General features: G+C 65.2%; 15 protein-coding genes. 3 read left to right on the top strand and 12 right to left on the bottom strand.

Annotated features, from left to right (window positions below; all coding sequences use genetic code 11):
* Positions 1–7: 7 nt before the first annotated feature.
* From QGV55_RS01230 to QGV55_RS01210, 5 genes are all read right to left on the bottom strand, one after another.
* Entirely contained in the window at positions 8–1078 is a 1071-nt protein-coding gene (locus QGV55_RS01230; RefSeq protein ID WP_281018699.1) for a serine hydrolase domain-containing protein, read from the bottom strand.
* Positions 1079–1187: 109 nt separating this feature from the next.
* Positions 1188–3224: an ASKHA domain-containing protein gene (locus tag QGV55_RS01225; protein ID WP_281018700.1), complete on the bottom strand. Its 2037-nt coding sequence runs from the start codon at positions 3222–3224 to the stop codon at positions 1188–1190.
* A gap of 19 nt (positions 3225–3243) precedes the next feature.
* The gene (locus QGV55_RS01220) at positions 3244–4167 is read right to left on the bottom strand and encodes a dihydropteroate synthase (RefSeq protein WP_281018701.1); all 924 of its coding nucleotides are present in this window, start codon (positions 4165–4167) and stop codon (positions 3244–3246) included.
* A complete protein-coding gene (locus QGV55_RS01215) occupies positions 4167–5075 on the bottom strand; it encodes a methylenetetrahydrofolate reductase (RefSeq protein ID WP_281018702.1) in 909 nt (302 codons plus the stop codon). The genes QGV55_RS01220 and QGV55_RS01215 overlap by 1 nt, the downstream gene beginning before the upstream one ends.
* Entirely contained in the window at positions 5068–5370 is a 303-nt protein-coding gene (locus QGV55_RS01210; protein WP_281018703.1) for a virulence factor, read from the bottom strand. Before QGV55_RS01210 ends, QGV55_RS01215 begins: the two co-directional genes overlap by 8 nt.
* 204 nt (positions 5371–5574) lie before the next feature.
* Between QGV55_RS01210 and QGV55_RS01205 the strand changes: the two genes are divergently transcribed.
* The gene (locus tag QGV55_RS01205) at positions 5575–6231 is read left to right on the top strand and encodes a DUF899 family protein (RefSeq protein WP_281018704.1); all 657 of its coding nucleotides are present in this window, start codon (positions 5575–5577) and stop codon (positions 6229–6231) included.
* Between the two features lie 17 nt (positions 6232–6248).
* Here QGV55_RS01205 and QGV55_RS01200 read toward each other — a convergent pair whose 3' ends face one another.
* The 3 genes from QGV55_RS01200 to QGV55_RS01190 form a co-directional block, all read right to left on the bottom strand.
* A complete protein-coding gene (locus tag QGV55_RS01200) occupies positions 6249–7922 on the bottom strand; it encodes a sensor domain-containing diguanylate cyclase (RefSeq protein WP_281018705.1) in 1674 nt (557 codons plus the stop codon).
* Positions 7923–8034: 112 nt separating this feature from the next.
* Complete coding sequence (locus QGV55_RS01195; RefSeq protein WP_281018706.1) at positions 8035–9258, bottom strand: ABC transporter substrate-binding protein; 1224 nt, start codon at positions 9256–9258, stop codon at positions 8035–8037.
* Positions 9259–9372: 114 nt separating this feature from the next.
* Positions 9373–10062, bottom strand: coding sequence for a YggS family pyridoxal phosphate-dependent enzyme (locus QGV55_RS01190; protein WP_281018707.1), 690 nt, complete (start codon positions 10060–10062; stop codon positions 9373–9375).
* Positions 10063–10082: 20 nt separating this feature from the next.
* Between QGV55_RS01190 and QGV55_RS01185 the strand changes: the two genes are divergently transcribed.
* A complete protein-coding gene (locus tag QGV55_RS01185; protein WP_281018708.1) occupies positions 10083–10676 on the top strand; it encodes a thiamine phosphate synthase in 594 nt (197 codons plus the stop codon).
* A gap of 4 nt (positions 10677–10680) precedes the next feature.
* Here the strand turns inward: QGV55_RS01185 and QGV55_RS01180 are convergent, their stop codons facing one another.
* Complete coding sequence (locus tag QGV55_RS01180) at positions 10681–11472, bottom strand: enoyl-CoA hydratase-related protein (protein WP_281018709.1); 792 nt, start codon at positions 11470–11472, stop codon at positions 10681–10683.
* 47 nt (positions 11473–11519) lie between these two features.
* Positions 11520–12266, bottom strand: coding sequence for an SDR family oxidoreductase (locus QGV55_RS01175; RefSeq protein WP_281018710.1), 747 nt, complete (start codon positions 12264–12266; stop codon positions 11520–11522).
* A 92-nt stretch (positions 12267–12358) separates the two neighbouring features.
* Between QGV55_RS01175 and QGV55_RS01170 the strand changes: the two genes are divergently transcribed.
* Positions 12359–13117: a glucose 1-dehydrogenase gene (locus QGV55_RS01170; protein ID WP_281018711.1), complete on the top strand. Its 759-nt coding sequence runs from the start codon at positions 12359–12361 to the stop codon at positions 13115–13117.
* Positions 13118–13205: 88 nt separating this feature from the next.
* Here QGV55_RS01170 and QGV55_RS01165 read toward each other — a convergent pair whose 3' ends face one another.
* Both QGV55_RS01165 and QGV55_RS01160 read right to left on the bottom strand, forming a co-directional pair.
* Positions 13206–14567, bottom strand: a complete 1362-nt coding sequence (locus tag QGV55_RS01165) for a pitrilysin family protein (RefSeq protein WP_281018712.1) — start codon at positions 14565–14567, stop codon at positions 13206–13208.
* The gene (locus QGV55_RS01160) at positions 14564–15949 is read right to left on the bottom strand and encodes a pitrilysin family protein (RefSeq protein ID WP_281018713.1); all 1386 of its coding nucleotides are present in this window, start codon (positions 15947–15949) and stop codon (positions 14564–14566) included. Before QGV55_RS01160 ends, QGV55_RS01165 begins: the two co-directional genes overlap by 4 nt.
* Positions 15950–16047: the final 98 nt, after the last annotated feature.

Genomic DNA, 16047 nt, shown 5'->3' with positions numbered 1-16047 from the left:
ACCGGCTTCATTCGTTCCTGACGGCAGGCAGGGCGAAGTCGGTCAGCACCTTGACCGGCACCTTCCAAGCCTGCGGGTCATTGTAGTTGCCCGCGAAGACCACGACGGTCAGGCCGCTTTCGAGACCGATGGAAAGGCGCTGTCCGCCATTGCCGAAAGCGGCGACCCCCAGTGGCGGATCGCCCTTCGGGTGCAGCCACCAGAAGAAGCCGTAGCGCAGGCCACCCTGCAGGCTAGCACGTGCCCTGAAAGACTGTTTCAGCCAGTCTTCGGGCACGATCTGTCGCCCGGCGTGTCGTCCGCCGTTCTGGATCATCAGGCCGATGCGGGCCAGGTCCGGTGCGGTCATGCGAAGGCCTGATGCGGCGGAAGGTTCGCGATCGCCGCCCCGTCGCCATTCGAAGCGCAGGATACCCAATGGTTTGAACAGCTTGTCCCGAGCGTAGGCATCGAGGGGCATCCCCGCCCCTTTCGCGATCAGCCGCCCGATGAGAGCGGTTGCGCCACCGCTGTAGTTCCATTGTTCGCCGGGCGTGCTGATGACCGGCTGTTCCAGCACGTAGCGATAGCGATCCGGCGCCAGTTCCATGGCGATTTCGCTGTTGCGCGGATCGGTGTAGGGCAAGGTCTCGTCCCACGCCGTGCCCATGCGCATGGACAACACATGCCGGATCAGGATCGCCTTCCGCGCCGGATCCGCCGCCAGATCGGCATACTCGGGGAACTGGCTGACGACGGGTTCATCGACGGATGGCACAAGGCCCTCCGACAGGGCGATACCGTAGAGCAGGCTGGTGATGCTCTTGGTCACGGATCGCAGGTCGTGCAGGCTGTCCGGACCATGTTCGCGCACACCAAGCGCCCGGCCCCAGCTCTCGTCCGCACCCGGGAAATAGAGCTCGGCCAGAGTCTCGCCCCTGCGGATGATCAACGCGCTGTGCAGCCCGGGAAGTTCGCCGCTGGTGAAGGCTCTGGTCAGTTTCGCTTCCAGCGCCTGGTCGTTCGCCAGAGCCGCGCAGGCCTGCATCAACAGCGCCGGTGCCAGCACTATGGCCACCAGCCAGGATCTGATCGCCATGTCCAGGCACCTCCCCGGAATCATCCGACGTCCTGTCATCGCCGGACGCGACGGTCCGCAAATACTATAACCGGCGCGGAAGCGGAAGGAGAGCGTCCGTCGTCCGGTGTCAGCCCCGTTCGCGGCTGCGGCGACGTCGGCGACCACCGCCCGGGCTACTGCCGTCTGACGTGTCACGCCGCGCGGGCAGGTCCACGGCGGCGGCCAGGTGGGGAAAGGGTTCGATCTTGTTGGGCAGGGCCATGGCATTGACGAAATGCTCCTGGAACTTCGGTTCCAGCGCGGTTTCGATCTTCTCCACGTCCTTGACCAGTTGCTCGACCTCCCGGCGGTGCCCGCGATTGAGCAGCGCCATGCGCGCCCCCGTCCCCGCCGCATTGCCCACCGCAGCAACATGTTTCAGGTCGCAGTCGGGGATCAGGCCCAGCACCATGGCGTACTTGGGGTCGATGTAGCTGCCGAAGGCCCCGGCCAGGCGGACCCGTTCCACTGTCGCGACCTCCAGCTTGTCCATCAACAGCCGGATACCGGCATAGAGCGCGGCCTTGGCAAGCTGGATTGCGCGCACATCGTTCTGGCTGATGCTGATCTCCACATCGCCGCGCCAGAGCACATAGGAGAAGGTGCGCCCGTCCGCCCGGATGCGGTCGCTCTGCGCGACACGGGTGCCATCGATCACCCCATCCTCCGTGATGATCCCGGCCAGGAACATCTCTGCGATGGTCTCGACGATGCCCGAGCCGCAGATGCCCGTGACCCCGACAGCCGGAACATTGGTCGCGAAATCCGGTGCGTCCGACCAGTCGTCGCAGCCGATCACCTTGATGCGCGGCTCAAGGGTCACCGGGTCGATCCGCACCCGCTCGATGGCGCCGGGGGCCGCCCGCTGGCCGCAGGAAATCTCCGCACCCTCGAAGGCCGGGCCGGTGGGGGAGGAACAGGCAAGCACCCGCTCCCGGTTGCCCAGCACGATCTCCGCATTGGTGCCGATATCGACCAGCAGGGTCAGTGCGTCCGCCTTGTGCGGTGCCTCCGCCAGGGTCGCTGCGGCGGCATCTGCGCCGACGTGTCCCGCGATGCAGGGCAGGACGTAGACCCGCGCCCCGGGATGCAGGGTCAACCCGATCTCCCGCGCCGGCAGGGCAACCGGCCCCGAAACGGCAAGCGCGAAGGGCGCGCCGCCCAGCTCCCGCGGGTCGATGCCGAGGAACAGGTGATGCATCACCGGATTGGCAACGAAGGTCGCCTCCATGATGTCCGCAACGGTCGTGTCTGCCTGCGCCGCCACCTTCGCCGCCAGACCGGCGATGGCGCCGCGCACGGACTCGGTCAGGGCCGGCAGACCCTCCGGGTTCATCATGACGTAGGACACCCGGCTCATCAGATCCTCGCCGAAGCGGACCTGCGGATTGGCCGTCCCGGCGGAGGCCACTGTGCGCCCGCTCATCAGGTCGATCAGGTGCGCGGCGATGGTGGTGGAGCCGATGTCGACCGCCAGTCCGAACATGCGTTCCCGCAGGCCGGGCCAGAGACCGGTCAGGACCGGCCCGTCCCCATCATCATGAACAGCTGCGGTCACCTTCCAGTCACCGTCGCGCAGGGTGCGCTGCACCTGCGCCAGCAGGGGCGGATCGACGGTGATCCCGTCGATGCCCCATTCCGCCCCGAGCGCGGCCTTCAACCGGTCCAGGTCACCCAGCGGATTGGCCATGTCGGGCTGTTCCACCTCCACCAGCACCAGCCGGGTTGCCGGATCGCGTTCGATATCGCGAACCTCGGCGCGCTTGCGGATGACCTGCGCGTTGATGGCGGAATCGGTCGGCACATCGATGACCAGATCGCCCAGCACCTTCGCCTGACAGCTCAGCCGCCGGTCAGCGGCGAGGCTGCGGCGCCGGGTATAGCGATTCTCCGTCTCGTCCACCGGGGTGAGGTGATCGAGAGAGGACGTGATCTTGTGCTTGGCGAACTGCCCTGCCGTCGGTGTCACCTGACAGCGGCCACAGATGCCCCGCCCGCCGCAGACACTCTCCACATAGACGCCCAGTGACCGCGCGGCGTCGAGCAGGGGCGTGCCATGCGGAAACCGCCCGCGCCGACCGCTCGGCATGAACAGGACGAGCGCGTCAGCGACTGGATCGGTCATGTCAGGTTCCCGGACAGGGTCAGGCGGCGGAGCGACGGCGACGTTCACTGCCACGACGGCTGCGACGGCCTTCCCCCTCGCCACCCGTGGGGGCGGCATTCGGATCCCGGTTGGCGTTGAGCCAGGTCCGGCAATCCGGGTCGAAACCGTTCAGCACATTGGCGGCGCGGATCGCGTTCATGTCCTCCGCATGCAGCGGGTTCATGATGGCGGAGGTCATGCCCATCGCCGACGCCATGGAGAGGAAATGGCCATTCATCACCCGCCGGTTGGGCAGGCCGAAGCTGATGTTGGACGCGCCGCAGGTCGTGTTGACCTTCAGCTCCTCCCGCAGCCGCCGCAGCAACCGGAAAACCTGCCGCCCGGCATCATTCATCGCGCCGACCGGCATGACCAGCGGATCGACCACGACGTCGGAGCTGGGAATACCGTAGTCCGCGGCCCGCTCCACGATCTTCTTCGCCACCGCATAGCGCACGTCCGGATCGGTGGAGATGCCGGTCTCGTCATTCGAGATCGCGACGACTGCGGCGCCATGCTTCTTCACCAGCGGCAGGACGCGGTCGAGGGACTCGTCCTCGCCCGTGACCGAGTTCACCAGCGCCTTGCCCTGGTAGACGGCAAGCCCCGCCTCCAGCGCGTCGATGATCGAGCTGTCGATCGACAGCGGCACATCGACCAGCGACTGCACCAGCTGGATCGTCTCCGCCAGGATGCGCGGCTCGTCCGCCAGCGGAATGCCCGCATTGACATCCAGCATGGTGGCACCGGCTGCGACCTGGGCCAGTGCGTCGGCTTCCACCCGGCTATAGTCGCCTTCCTTCATCTCGGCGGCGAGCAGCTTGCGGCCCGTGGGATTGATCCGCTCCCCGATCACACAGAAAGGCTGGTCAAAGCCGATCAGGACTTCACGCGTGGCGGAACTGACAAGGGTTCGGGTCATCAACGGGCCTCGATCTGGATGGGCTGTGTATCTGTGGCGACGGCGAGACCATTGACCCAGGAGCCACGCTCATGCAGCCACTCGCTGGTCTTCTTCAGTCCGCCAAAGGGGAAGACATGCATCTGGCGCACGGGACCGGCCGGATCGGCGGCCCAGGCCGCCTCCAGCGGTGCCACCACCGGCTCCGGCGAGAAACCGGTGGCCAGCGCGGTGATCGCGCTCGCCCGCTTCTTCAGGAACCCGAGCGACGGCCCGACACCGCACATGGCGGCATATTTCAGCAGGGTCGTGATCTTCGACGGGCCGGCGACACCCATGTGGACCGGCAGCCGGTTGCCCGCCGCCGTGATGCGGTTGGCCCAGTCAACGAAGCTGTGCGCATCGAACCCGAACTGGGTGACGATATACAGGTCGGCATCGGTGCGGGTCGCGAAATCGTTCTTCTGCTGGATGGCCAGATCCAGCACCGCGTCGGAAATGTCGGGGCTGCCTTCCGGGTGACCGGCGACGCCGATGCGGACATAGCCGTAGCGGTCGAACAGGCCGCTCTCCAGCATCTCGATGGAGGCGGAGATCGGCCCCGCCTGACGCTCCGGGCTGCCCGCGATGGCCAGTGCCTCGTTCACGCCCGCCTCCTCCGCGAAGGCACGGATGCGTGCCTCCAGCGCCTCCCACGACGGCTGCCGACGGGCGGCGATGTGCGGCACCGCAACGAAGCCGCAGTCCTGCAGCACGCGGGCGGCACGCACCAGCCGCGCGGTATCGTCGGTACCAAGGTCGGTCAGATAGACACGGGTACCGACGGGAAACAGACCGGACAGATCCGCCGTGTCCAGAACCTGCTTCGGCGTCGCCTCGATGGAGGCGCCGATGCGCGGCGTGCCGCCGAAATGGATCATGTCAGTCATGGGCGTAGCCTCCGTTCGCGACCAGGGAGTTGAGATGCTCGTGCGAGAAAGTCGTTTCGAGCATGGCCGCGGCCTGCGCCGCCTCCTGCTCCAGATCGTCGCTGCAGCTTTCCGGATCGCCGCGCCGCCATGCCTCCAGATAGGCATCGGTGTCGCGGGCCCCGACCTTCATTGCTGTCCGGTCAATTGCCTTGATGAAACGTTCCGGCAGTTCGACGGTTGCGCGCTTGCGGCCCTTGCGCACGATCACCTGCGCCGGGATATCCCGCCAGTAAACGATGACTTTCTCGGCCATGATCTCTGCCCCTGCCATGGGAACGTCCTGAATCGAATATGGTCACCACGACGGCCTTCAGCATGGCTTCTGCACGACCAGTGGAAGTCGCTTTCGCGACAAAATGACCGAAATCCGACAGACAAGGCAGGAAGTGCCGTCGCTGTTCCCCGCCAGCAATGAACGCTACGGTGAACAGAATGTCTTTCACCGGAGGCGCATCGGATGAGCATGACCTTCCCCAACGAGAGCGCAGATTATCGCGCAGCGCGAACCAGACTGCTGGAGGCTGAGGCAGAACTGCGACAAAGGACAGAGGAGGTCGCGGCCCTGCGCCGGGCCCTGCCGCCGGGCGGCGAAGTGCCGGAAGACTATCTGTTCCTGCGAACCGGCGGCCAGACGACACGGATGAGTGACCTGTTCGCGACCGGACAGGATACCCTGGCCATCTACAGTTTCATGCTGGGTCCTGCCGCGACAGCACCCTGCCCGATGTGCGCCGCCTTCGTCGATTCCCTGGACGGCAATGCCCCGCATATCTGGGAGCGCCTGTCGTTGCAGGTGGTCATCAGCGGATCACCGTCACAGGCCGAAGCACTCGCCACCGGCCGTGGCTGGCGCAACATCGTGCCCCTCTCCGCCGCAGGCAGCTCGTACAACAGGGACTATCACGGCGAAGCACCCGATGGATCGCAATGGCCGATGCTGAACGTGTTTGAGAGACGCGAAGGGATCATCCGGCATTTCTGGTCGTCGGAACTGCTGGGAATGGAATGGGACAACCATCCCCGCCACATGGATCCGGCATGGCCACTCTGGACGTTCCTCGACTGGTCACCGGGCGGGCGCGGCGACTTCTTCCCGACCCTCGACCATGACTGACCGGGGATGCCCGGCCGTCAGTCCGGTGCAGCCTCGACGCGATTGCGCCCGTTCTTCTTGGCCTTGTAGAGCGCGTCGTCGGCACGCTTCATGGCCTCTTCCAGACTGGTCTCGCCATTCCTGAACAGGCTGATGCCGAGGCTGACCGTCAACCCGAATGTCCGCCCGTCATGCCTGACCTGAAGCTTCTCCACCGCCGAACGGATACGCTCGGCCACGCGCCTGGCACCTGACAGATCGGTCTCGGGCAGGATCACGGCGAACTCTTCACCGCCGACGCGCCCCAGCACGTCGATGGGCTGTCTCAGGCAGTCCGACACCGTGCCGGCAAAGGCCTTCAGGGCCTGATCGCCGCCCGCATGGCCGTACCTGTCGTTGACCGACTTGAAATGATCGATGTCGCAGACAATCACCGCCAGGCCGTGCCCATATCGCATGGCGCGACGGGCCTCCGCATCGGCAACGCGCGAGAAGCGATGGCGGTTCGCCAGGCCGGTCAGCGCATCGGTATCCGCCGCGCGGCGCAGCTCGGCCTCCAGCTCCTTCTGCAGCGTCATGTCGCGCACCACGCTCCCGATGCCGAGCACCTTGCCTTCCGCATCACGCAATGTGGTGGACCGCAGTTCCATCGGGATCCGGCGTCCATCCTTGTGAAGGGCCTCGGTCTCCAGGACGACCGGCTGACTGTTCTGCTGTACTTCCCGGATGTATCTGGCCATCAGCGCGACCCGATCGTCGGGACGCAGCATCGATGAAGGCTGGTTCAGCATTTCCTCCTTGGTGTGGCCATAGACACGCTCGCAGGCGCTGTTGACGTAGCCAATGGTGCCATCAGGGCGGATGTGGAAGACCGGATCGCTCAGATTCTCGACCAGATCGGCGAGCAACTGTGCCCGTTCCGCCGCCTGACGTTCCCGTTCCTCCAGCGCCATACGGTCACTGATATCAAAGGACACGCTGGCCATCGCCGTGATCTTGCCATCATCATCGATCAGTGGCGTGACTCTGAGGTGAACGGGAATCTGGATGCCGTCACCACGGCGGCGCCACGTATCGATCTCCACCGGCTTCTTGTCGCGCCTGATCGCCATACCGAATTCGGCCAGACGCGCCGTCTCGGACTCAGGAATGAAGATGTCATTGGGCTGACCGAGCATCTCCTCCCGCGACATGAGGTAGAGGTCGCAAGCGGCCTGGTTGCAGTAGATGATGCGCCGTTGGTTGCTGATCAGGATGATCGCGTCCATCGAACGGTCCAGCAGAAGGCTCAGATCGTCGGCCCGTTTCTCCGTCTCTCGCTCTGCAGTGACGTCCTGGGCCGTGCCGACCCTGAGATGCAGGGATCCATCGGCATTGTACAGGCTGCGAGTCGTCCATGAGAGGTGGATGGTCCGATCATCCCTGGTCCGCCAACGGCTCTCGAAGCGCCGTCCGTCAACATTCACCTGAAAGTTCCGCGAACCTTCCTCGATCTCTTCCGGACAGCGGAATTCCCAGACCTTCCTGCCCACGGCCTCATTGAAGGAATAGCCGGTGATTCGGGAAAATGCGGAATTGACCCACGCGATGGCGCCATCGGGCCGGACCGCCGTGAAGATGGCGTCGGTCGTATCGACCCGCGCCTCCAGGAAAAACGACTCCTGAAGGTCATCGTCCAATGCTTTGGGCGGGCCTGATACCTGCTTGCTCATGTCCCGAACCTGCACCCGAATGCATTAAGATTCTGTTCAGGAACATGACATGCAAACAGGGGCGACACCCGCGCCGCCCCTGTCCAACCCTGTACTGAACCCGATCGACGGCTCAGTCGATGTCATCCTTCGGGCGGATCTTGTTGACCACGTCCGGGCCCGGCAGGACGTCCTGACCGGAGACATAGCGCCAGCCGACCATCTCGCCCTTGCCGTCCCGGTTGAAGGTACGACCGACATAGGCACCCATCGTCGACTGGTGGTCGACACGACGGAAATAGATGGTCCCCAGCGGAGACTCGAAGCCGAGCCCGCGGAACGCCTGCACCAGCAGTTCGGTCTTGGTGGTCTGGCCCTTCTCGATTGCCGCGGCAATGGCCTGGATGGTCATGTAGCCCACCAGCGAACCGGTCTTCGGATCCTCGCCCCAACGGGCCTGGTAGTCACTCACGAAGGCCTTGTGCTCAGGCTTCTCGATGCTCGCCCAGGGATAACCGGTGACGATCCAGCCGTTCGGGGTTTCCTCGCCCAGCGGCTCCAGATACTCCGGCTCACCCGTCAGCAGGCTGGCAACCTCGCGCCCTTCGAAAAGGCCGCGCAGATTGCCCTCACGCACGAAGGCCGCCAGATCGCCGCCGAAAGTGACATTGTAGATCGCGTCGGGCTTCGCAGCCTCCAGCGCGCGGACGGTGACACCCGCGTCGATCTTGCCAAGTGCCGGCCACTGCTCCTCGACGAACTCGACTTCCGGCTTCAGTTGCTTCAGCACTTCCTTGAACACGGCAACCGCGTCCTGGCCATACTTGTAGTTGGGGGCAATCGTCGCCCAGCGCACGGCGTCCAGATTGGCCGCTTCCCGTGCCAGCAGGGCTGACTGCACGTAGGTCGAGGGACGCAGGCGGAAGGTGTAGCGGTTGCCCTTCGACCAGACCAGCGCGTCGGTCAGAGGCTCGGCAGCCAAGAACAGGACCTGCTTCTGTGCCGCAAAGTCGCTGACTGCGAGGCCGATGTGGGAGAAAAAGGTGCCTGCGAACAGATCAACACGTTCGCGGCTCAACAGTTCCTCCGCGATCTTCACGGCATTGCCCGGCTTGCCGCCATCGTCGCGGCTGATCACTTCCAGCTGGCGGCCCATGACGCCGCCTGCAGCATTGATCTGCTCGACGGCCAGTTCCCAGCCCTTCTTGTAGGGCTCGGTAAAGGCAGGCAGGGCCGAATAGCTGTTGATCTCGCCGATCTTGATCGGCCCTTCGTCCTGGGCCAAAGCACCCGACAGGCCCGCCGCCACTGCTGCAACCCCGGCAAAGGCTCCAAGCACACTTCTGCGCGTCAGCATGGTATCCTCCATAAACTCGTATCGAAGCGCCATACGACGCAACGCGATCAGTGTGAATCTTAACCAAAGCGCGCTATGTCGCAACCCTCGCGTGACAAACGTCACAGGTCTCGATCAGACGATCGGCGCGCGGTGACCGAATATGGCGGTGCCGACACGGACCAGCGTGGCGCCGAACTGGATCGCCACCTCGTAATCGGCACTCATCCCCATCGACAGCCCCCGAAGCCCGTTCCGCTCCGCGATCTTCGCCAGCAACGCGAAGTGCGGTGCCGGTTCCTGATCCGCCGGGGGAATGCACATCAGGCCCGCTAGCGGCAGATCATGGACCGCGCGGCAGCGTTCGATGAAGGCATCGGCATCCGCAGGCACGACGCCGGACTTCTGCGGTTCCTCCCCCGTGTTCACCTGGATGAAACAGGCGGGACGGCGGCCGAGTTCCGCCATCGCACGGGCGGCGGCGGCGGCAACCTTCTCCCGGTCGATGGAATGGATCACGTCGAACAGGGCAACCGCCGGAGCCACCTTGCGGCTCTGCAGGCCGCCGATCATGTGCAGTTCGGTCTCCGGAAAATCCGCCTTCAGCGTAGGCCACTTGTCCTCAGCCTCCTGCACCCGGTTCTCGCCGAAGATCCGCTGCCCCGCATCGATGGCGGGGCGGATGTGGTCCGCCGGATGGGTCTTGGAGACGGCGATCAGCGAGACCTCCGCCGGATCCCGGCCGGCGTCTCGGGCAGCCGCGTCGATGCGATCCCGCACTTCCTGCAGGGCGCGTGCAATGTCATGTTCGGCAGGTTCGGTCATGGAAGGCAGGGAATCACGGCGTGGGAACTGTTGCAACAATCCGTTCTGTCGCGGACCTGCCCGCCATTGCCATGCCCACCGACCTGTCACGCGTTCCCGACCCGGTTGGCGCGTCGCGCGGCCTGCCGGCAGGCGCGGCGATCATCCTGCGCGATGCCGGGCATCCCGACCGCCTGGCATGTGGCATTGCCCTGCGGCGTTCGACGCTGGCGCGGGGACAGGTGCTGCTGGTCGCCGGTGATCCGGCACTGGCGAAGGCACTGAATGCCGACGGCCTGCATGTTCCGGAACGCATGGCCGGGACCAAAGCGGTCCGTCACTGGCGGCGGGCAAACCCCGGACGGCTGATGAGTGCCGCCTGTCATTCCCTCGCCGCCCTGCGCCGGGCGGAGCGGGCAGGCGCGGACTTCGCACTGCTGTCGCCGGTCTTTCCAACGGCCAGCCATCCGGGTGGCCGCGTGCTGGGCCTCTACCGGGCGGCAGCGCTGGCTGCGGCGACCGACCTGGCGGTGCTCGCCATGGGTGGTATCGAACGGGGCAATGCCAACCGGTTACCGAAGGTCTTCGCCGGCTTCGCCGCCATCGGCATGTTTGCCGACGGCGGCGAGACGTGACGGCTTACCGCTTGTAGTGCTTGCGGAAATCAGGCTTCCGCTTCTCGGCCAGGGCGTTCACACCCTCCTTCGATTCGTCGGTGTCGTAGTAGAGTTTCAGGGCCTGGAACGCCATGCCGGAGATACCCCGTATCAACTCGGTATCGGCATTGAACGACTTCTTGGCCAGTGCGATCGCGGTGGGGCTGCGCTCGTTCAGCTCGTCACACCAGGCGCGCACTTCGGCGTCCAGATCCGGTTCCGGGACGACCTTGTTGACCAGCCCCATGGCTTCGGCCTCTGCCGCCGGGTAGCGACGGCACATGTACCAGATCTCGCGCGCCTTCTTCTCGCCGACCGAGCGGGCAAGCAGGGCCGTGCCGAACCCCGGATCGACGGAGCCCATCTTCGGTCCCACCTGGCCGAAGATCGCGGTATCCGCCGCGATGGTCATGTCGCAGAGCGTTGCCAGCACATTGCCGCCGCCGATGGCATAGCCGCGCACCTTGGCGATCACCGGCTTTGCCACATCCCGCAGCGCGGTGTGCAGCTCCTCCACCGGCATTCCGACGGTGCCACGGACACCGCCCTGGTACTGCCCGTCATGGTTCTTCTGGTCGCCGCCGGTGCAGAAAGCCTTCTGCCCCGCGCCGGTCAGCACGATGGAGCCGATGTCGGGATCATACCCGGCGGTCATCAGCGCATCGATCAGTTCCACCACGGTGTTGTAGCGGAAGGCGTTGTAGACCTCCGGCCGGTTGATGGTGATGGTCGCGGTATGGTCCTCGACCTCGTACAGGATGTCTTCGTAAGCCATGAATCTGGTTTCCTCACATGTTCTCGGTTCTGGTGGGCGCTGCTGTCTCAGCCGCTCATGCTCAGGCCACCGCTGACGCTGATCACCTGACCGGTGATGAAGGCCGCGTCGTCGGACAGCAGGAATGCGATCATGCCCGGGTAGTCCTCCGGCTGCCCCACCCGGCGCAAGGGGATGGCCCGCTCCAGCGCCGCGACGATCTTCCCCTCCGGATCGAAGTCCCGCAGCAGGGCCGTATCGGTCGGCCCCGGACAGACCGAGTTGCAGGTGATGCCCTGCCGCGCATGTTCGCGCGCCAGCGTCTTCATGAAGGCGATGACACCGCCCTTGCAATAGGAATAGACCGCCTCACCCGTCGATCCGACACGCCCGGCGTCGGAGGCAACGGACACGATGCGGCCTTCGCCACGTTCGGCCATCCGGGTCAGCACGGCATGGGTCACGTTGACCGGGCCGAACAGGTTCACATCGACGATGCGCTTCCACAGTTCCGCATCGCTCTTCAGGAACGGCACCATCTTGTCCCAGCCGGCATTGTTGACCAGACCACCGATGGGGCCGAGTTCGGCCTCCACCCTGTCGACCGCGGCGATGACCGCCGACTGATCCGCAATGTCCAGTCCGATGCCCATGGCACCATTGCCGATCTCTGCCGCCGCAGTCGCGGCACCGTCTCCGTTCAGATCCAGAATGGCGACCTTTGCGCCCTCCTCCGCCAACCGTCCGGCGGTCGCACGACCAATACCACCGGCTCCGCCGGTGAGAATGATCACCTTGTCCTTCAATCCACGCACATCGCCCTCCCCTTATTTGGACTTCACCTCAACCTTACAGATGATACGCTGGCTTACAATCGTGTGAAATTGGCGACCAGGGGAGGAATGCCATGCTGCAAGGAAAACGGATTCTCATAACAGGCGCGGGGGGCGGCATCGGCCAGGCTGCGGCCGTTCTGGCCGCGGCTGAGGGCGCGAAGGTCATGATCGCCGACGTCAATCAGGCCGGGCTGGAAGAGACGCTGGAGACCATGAAGGCCGCCGGTGGCGACGGGCAGATGCGGGTCACCGACGTGACCAGTGAAAAGGATGTCGAGGGACTGGTTGCCGACACCATCGCCGCCTTCGGGGGCCTGGACGGTGCCTACAACAATGCCGGGATCGAGGGCGACTGGGCCAAGACCGCCGAGTCGTCGCTCGACAACTTCAACCGTGTCGTCTCGGTCAACCAGACCGGTGTCTTCCTGTGCATGCGGGCCGAGATCCAGGCGATGCTGAAGGCGGGCACGCCGGGCTCCATCGTCAATACGGCTTCCATCGCCGGGATCGCCGGTGCGCAGTACATGCCAGCCTATGTCGCCTCCAAGCACGGGGTCGTCGGGCTTACGGCCAGCGCCGCCATGGAGTATGCGCGCAAGGGCATCCGCATCAATTGCGTCTGCCCCGGTCCCATCGAGACCCGGATGCTGAATTCACTGGCCAGCAATCATCCGCGTGCGGGCGATGCCCTTTCGGCCTCCACCGCCATGAAGCGGCTGGGTCAGCCGGTCGAGATTGCCCAGGCTGCCTGCTGGCTGATGTCGGATCGCGCATCCTACATCACCGGCGTCGCGCTGCCGGTCGACGGCGGGATGATCGCCGGTCCGTGAGGCAAGACGCTGCTCCGAACTGAAGTAGACCACGCCGTGCCCGGGCTTGCCCCGGGCACCCGGTCTCCCACGCCGCTGACGACCGGACCTACTGGCCTGTGGCCAGACCCACGGGCTGCCCGACCGCGACGGCCAGCATGCCATCCAGATCGAGGATGCGGCGGGCGACACGTTTCACGTCGTCGATCGTGACCGCATTGATCAGTTCCGGACGGCGCGCGACATAGTCCTTGCCCAGATCATAGCGCTGCAGCGCCACCAGCAGACCGGCAATGCCCTTGTTGGAGGTCAGGCGCAGCGGGAAGGCCCCGTTCATGTTGGCCTTGGCGTTCGCCAGCCGCTCCGCGTCCGGGCCGGTCTCCGCATACTCCCGGATGGTCTCGCGCAGCACCTGCCAGGCCTCGGCAGCCCTGTCGTTGCTGGTCGACAGTCCACCAAGCCAGAGGCCATCGCGGTCACTCGGCCGCAGATAGCTGTAGATGCCATAGGTCAGGCCACGCTTCTCCCGCACCTCTTCCGTCAGCAGGCTGCTGAAGCCGCCGCCGCCGAGCATGTGGTTCATGACACGGGCAGCGTCATAGTCGGGATCGTCGCGTTTCAGCCCCGGCAGGCCGAAGATGAAGGATGTCTGCGAGGTCGGAAAATCGGAAACGGTCAGGCCCCGTTCCGGCTGCATTGAAACATCACCCAGGCCCAGCGGCACCGCACGCTCCGGCAGGCTGCCAAAGGCCGCGTCCAGCAGATCCTTCAGTGCCTCCGGTGAAACATCACCGACGACCCCGATGATCAGGTTGTTGCGTGCCAGGCGCTGCGCCACGAAATCACGCAGATCATCCGGTCCGATGGCGGCAACCGTTTCAAGTGTCCCCTCCACCGGGCGGCCATAGGGATCATCGCCATAGGCCAGAGAAGAGAACAGGCGACCGGCAATGCTGTTCGGATCCTGCGCCGAACGGGCGATGCCGGTCAGGATCTGGCGGCGGATGCGCTCCACGGGCTCATCGTCGAAGCGCGGGCTGGTCAGGGCCTGCCCGGTCAGCCGAAACGCCTCGGCCGCGTTCGCGGTCAGGGTCTGCAGTGACAGGGAGAAACTGTCCCGCCCGGCATCGAAACTCAGCCGCACGGCAAGATCATCCAGCCGCTGCTGGAACGCCTGGGAGTCGAGGTCCCCCGCCCCCTCGTCCAAGAGGCCGGAAACCAGGTTGGCGCGTCCGGTCAGCGCCGCCGGATCAGAGACCGCGCCGCCGTCGCGCCATATTGCGGAGACGGCGATCATCGGGATCGAGGGTTCCTGTTTCAGCCAGGCAACCACACCCCGGTCGCTGACCACTTCGATGATGTCGCTGTCGGCGGCCTGTGCCTGCACAGGTCCCTGCAGGACAGCGAGACCGAGACACAGGGTCAGACCGGCAACTGCGGCCCGGTGCAATCCGGCAAGATGAAAACTCATGACTTCTCCTCCGGCGACAGGATCGCGGTAACGGAACGTTCCATCCTGAAGACTGCCCGCGCGGCCTCGACCACATCTTCCGAGGTCACGGCGCGGACGCGGTCGGGCCAGCTCTCCACATCGTCCACAGTTGCGCCAGCGGTCAGGGCATTGCCGAAGATGCGCGCGCCCGTGAACAGGCTGTCACGGGCGTAGATCGCATCGGCCAGCAGCCCGGTGCGCGCGCGTTCCAGTTCCGCCTCAGTGACGCCATTGGCGATGATCTCAGCCAATGCGGCATCCATCGCGGCCTCGACAGCCGCAACGTCAGTGTCCGGTGCAGGCGTCGCGTAGAGGCCGAAGTTGCCCGGTCCGCGACTGACACCCGAATACCAGGCGCCTGCAGAGACCGCGATGCCCTGATCCACCACCAGCGCACGATAGAGGCGGCTGGTGCTGCCACCGCCCAGGATCTCCGACAGGAAATTGAGCGGCGCACTGCGTGACCGCTCGCCCCAGCCGATGCTGTCCGCCAGATACTGGCGCTGCCACGAGGTCACGGCGACGCGGGGATCGCTGTGCAGCACCCGCCGCGCCGCACGGTGCGGCGGCTCCAGCGGCAGCGGTTCCACGACCGTGTCCGGATTGGCCGGGATGACACCATAGTACTTCTCCGCCAGCGGTTTCAGGTCCGCGGCGGTGATGTCACCCGCCACGATCAGGATCGCATTGTTCGGCGCGTAGTAGCGCTTGTAGAACGCCATCGCGTCCTCGAGGCTCAGCTTCTCGATCTCCTCCTGCCAGCCGATCACCGGTCGGCCATAGGGATGCTGCAGGAACAACGCCGCGCGCGCCTGCTCACCGAATTGTCCCTGGGGTGTGGAGTCGGTGCGCTGGCGCCGTTCCTCCAGCACCACGTCACGCTCCGTCGCCACATCGTTCTCGTCCAGGCGGAGATTGACCATCCGGTCCGCCTCCATCTCCATGACAAGTTCCAGCCTGTCGCGGGCAATCGTCTGGAAGTAGCCCGTATAGTCGAGCGAGGTGAAGGCATTGTCGCGCCCGCCATTGGCCGCAACGATCTTGGAGAAATCCCCCGGTGCGATCTTGTCCGTCCCCTTGAACAGCAGATGCTCCAGGAAGTGCGCGACACCGGATCGGCCCACCGGTTCATCCGCCGAACCCAGCCGGTACCAGACCATGTGGACCACCACCGGCGCCCGGTGGTCGGGGATCACCACGACCTCCATGCCATTGTCGAGACGGAAGGTCTCCGCGTTGAAGAGCCCGGCAGATGCACGATCCACGGGCCAGATCAGCAGCAGCGGCAGCAGCAGCAGAAGGGCAAGCAGGGGCAGACGGGCGGGGGTGGAGGCAGGCGTGGGCAGCGGTACGCGGGACAAGCGATCTCTCCGTGTGCGGTACAGGCGGTCGGCTTTCGTATCCGCAACATGTGGCCAGATGGAGGCAGTTTGACAAGTCACGCCTCGGCGACCGCGCC

The organism is Minwuia sp. IMCC3009 (assembly GCF_029909415.1).
Classification (GTDB): domain Bacteria; phylum Pseudomonadota; class Alphaproteobacteria; order Minwuiales; family Minwuiaceae; genus Minwuia.
This window is presented reverse-complemented; position numbering and strand designations above follow the sequence as displayed.

Excerpts from the sequence above, each read along its gene's own strand:
- QGV55_RS01230 (WP_281018699.1), bottom strand. The coding sequence starts at position 1,078 with ATGGCGATCAGATCCTGGCTGGTGGCCATAGTGCTGGCACCGGCGCTG.
- QGV55_RS01225 (WP_281018700.1), bottom strand. The coding sequence starts at position 3,224 with ATGACCGATCCAGTCGCTGACGCGCTCGTCCTGTTCATGCCGAGCGGT.
- QGV55_RS01220 (WP_281018701.1), bottom strand. The coding sequence starts at position 4,167 with ATGACCCGAACCCTTGTCAGTTCCGCCACGCGTGAAGTCCTGATCGGC.
- QGV55_RS01215 (WP_281018702.1), bottom strand. The coding sequence starts at position 5,075 with ATGACTGACATGATCCATTTCGGCGGCACGCCGCGCATCGGCGCCTCC.
- QGV55_RS01210 (WP_281018703.1), bottom strand. The coding sequence starts at position 5,370 with ATGGCCGAGAAAGTCATCGTTTACTGGCGGGATATCCCGGCGCAGGTG.
- QGV55_RS01205 (WP_281018704.1), top strand. The coding sequence starts at position 5,575 with ATGAGCATGACCTTCCCCAACGAGAGCGCAGATTATCGCGCAGCGCGA.
- QGV55_RS01200 (WP_281018705.1), bottom strand. The coding sequence starts at position 7,922 with ATGAGCAAGCAGGTATCAGGCCCGCCCAAAGCATTGGACGATGACCTT.
- QGV55_RS01195 (WP_281018706.1), bottom strand. The coding sequence starts at position 9,258 with ATGCTGACGCGCAGAAGTGTGCTTGGAGCCTTTGCCGGGGTTGCAGCA.
- QGV55_RS01190 (WP_281018707.1), bottom strand. The coding sequence starts at position 10,062 with ATGACCGAACCTGCCGAACATGACATTGCACGCGCCCTGCAGGAAGTG.
- QGV55_RS01180 (WP_281018709.1), bottom strand. The coding sequence starts at position 11,472 with ATGGCTTACGAAGACATCCTGTACGAGGTCGAGGACCATACCGCGACC.
- QGV55_RS01170 (WP_281018711.1), top strand. The coding sequence starts at position 12,359 with ATGCTGCAAGGAAAACGGATTCTCATAACAGGCGCGGGGGGCGGCATC.
- QGV55_RS01165 (WP_281018712.1), bottom strand. The coding sequence starts at position 14,567 with ATGAGTTTTCATCTTGCCGGATTGCACCGGGCCGCAGTTGCCGGTCTG.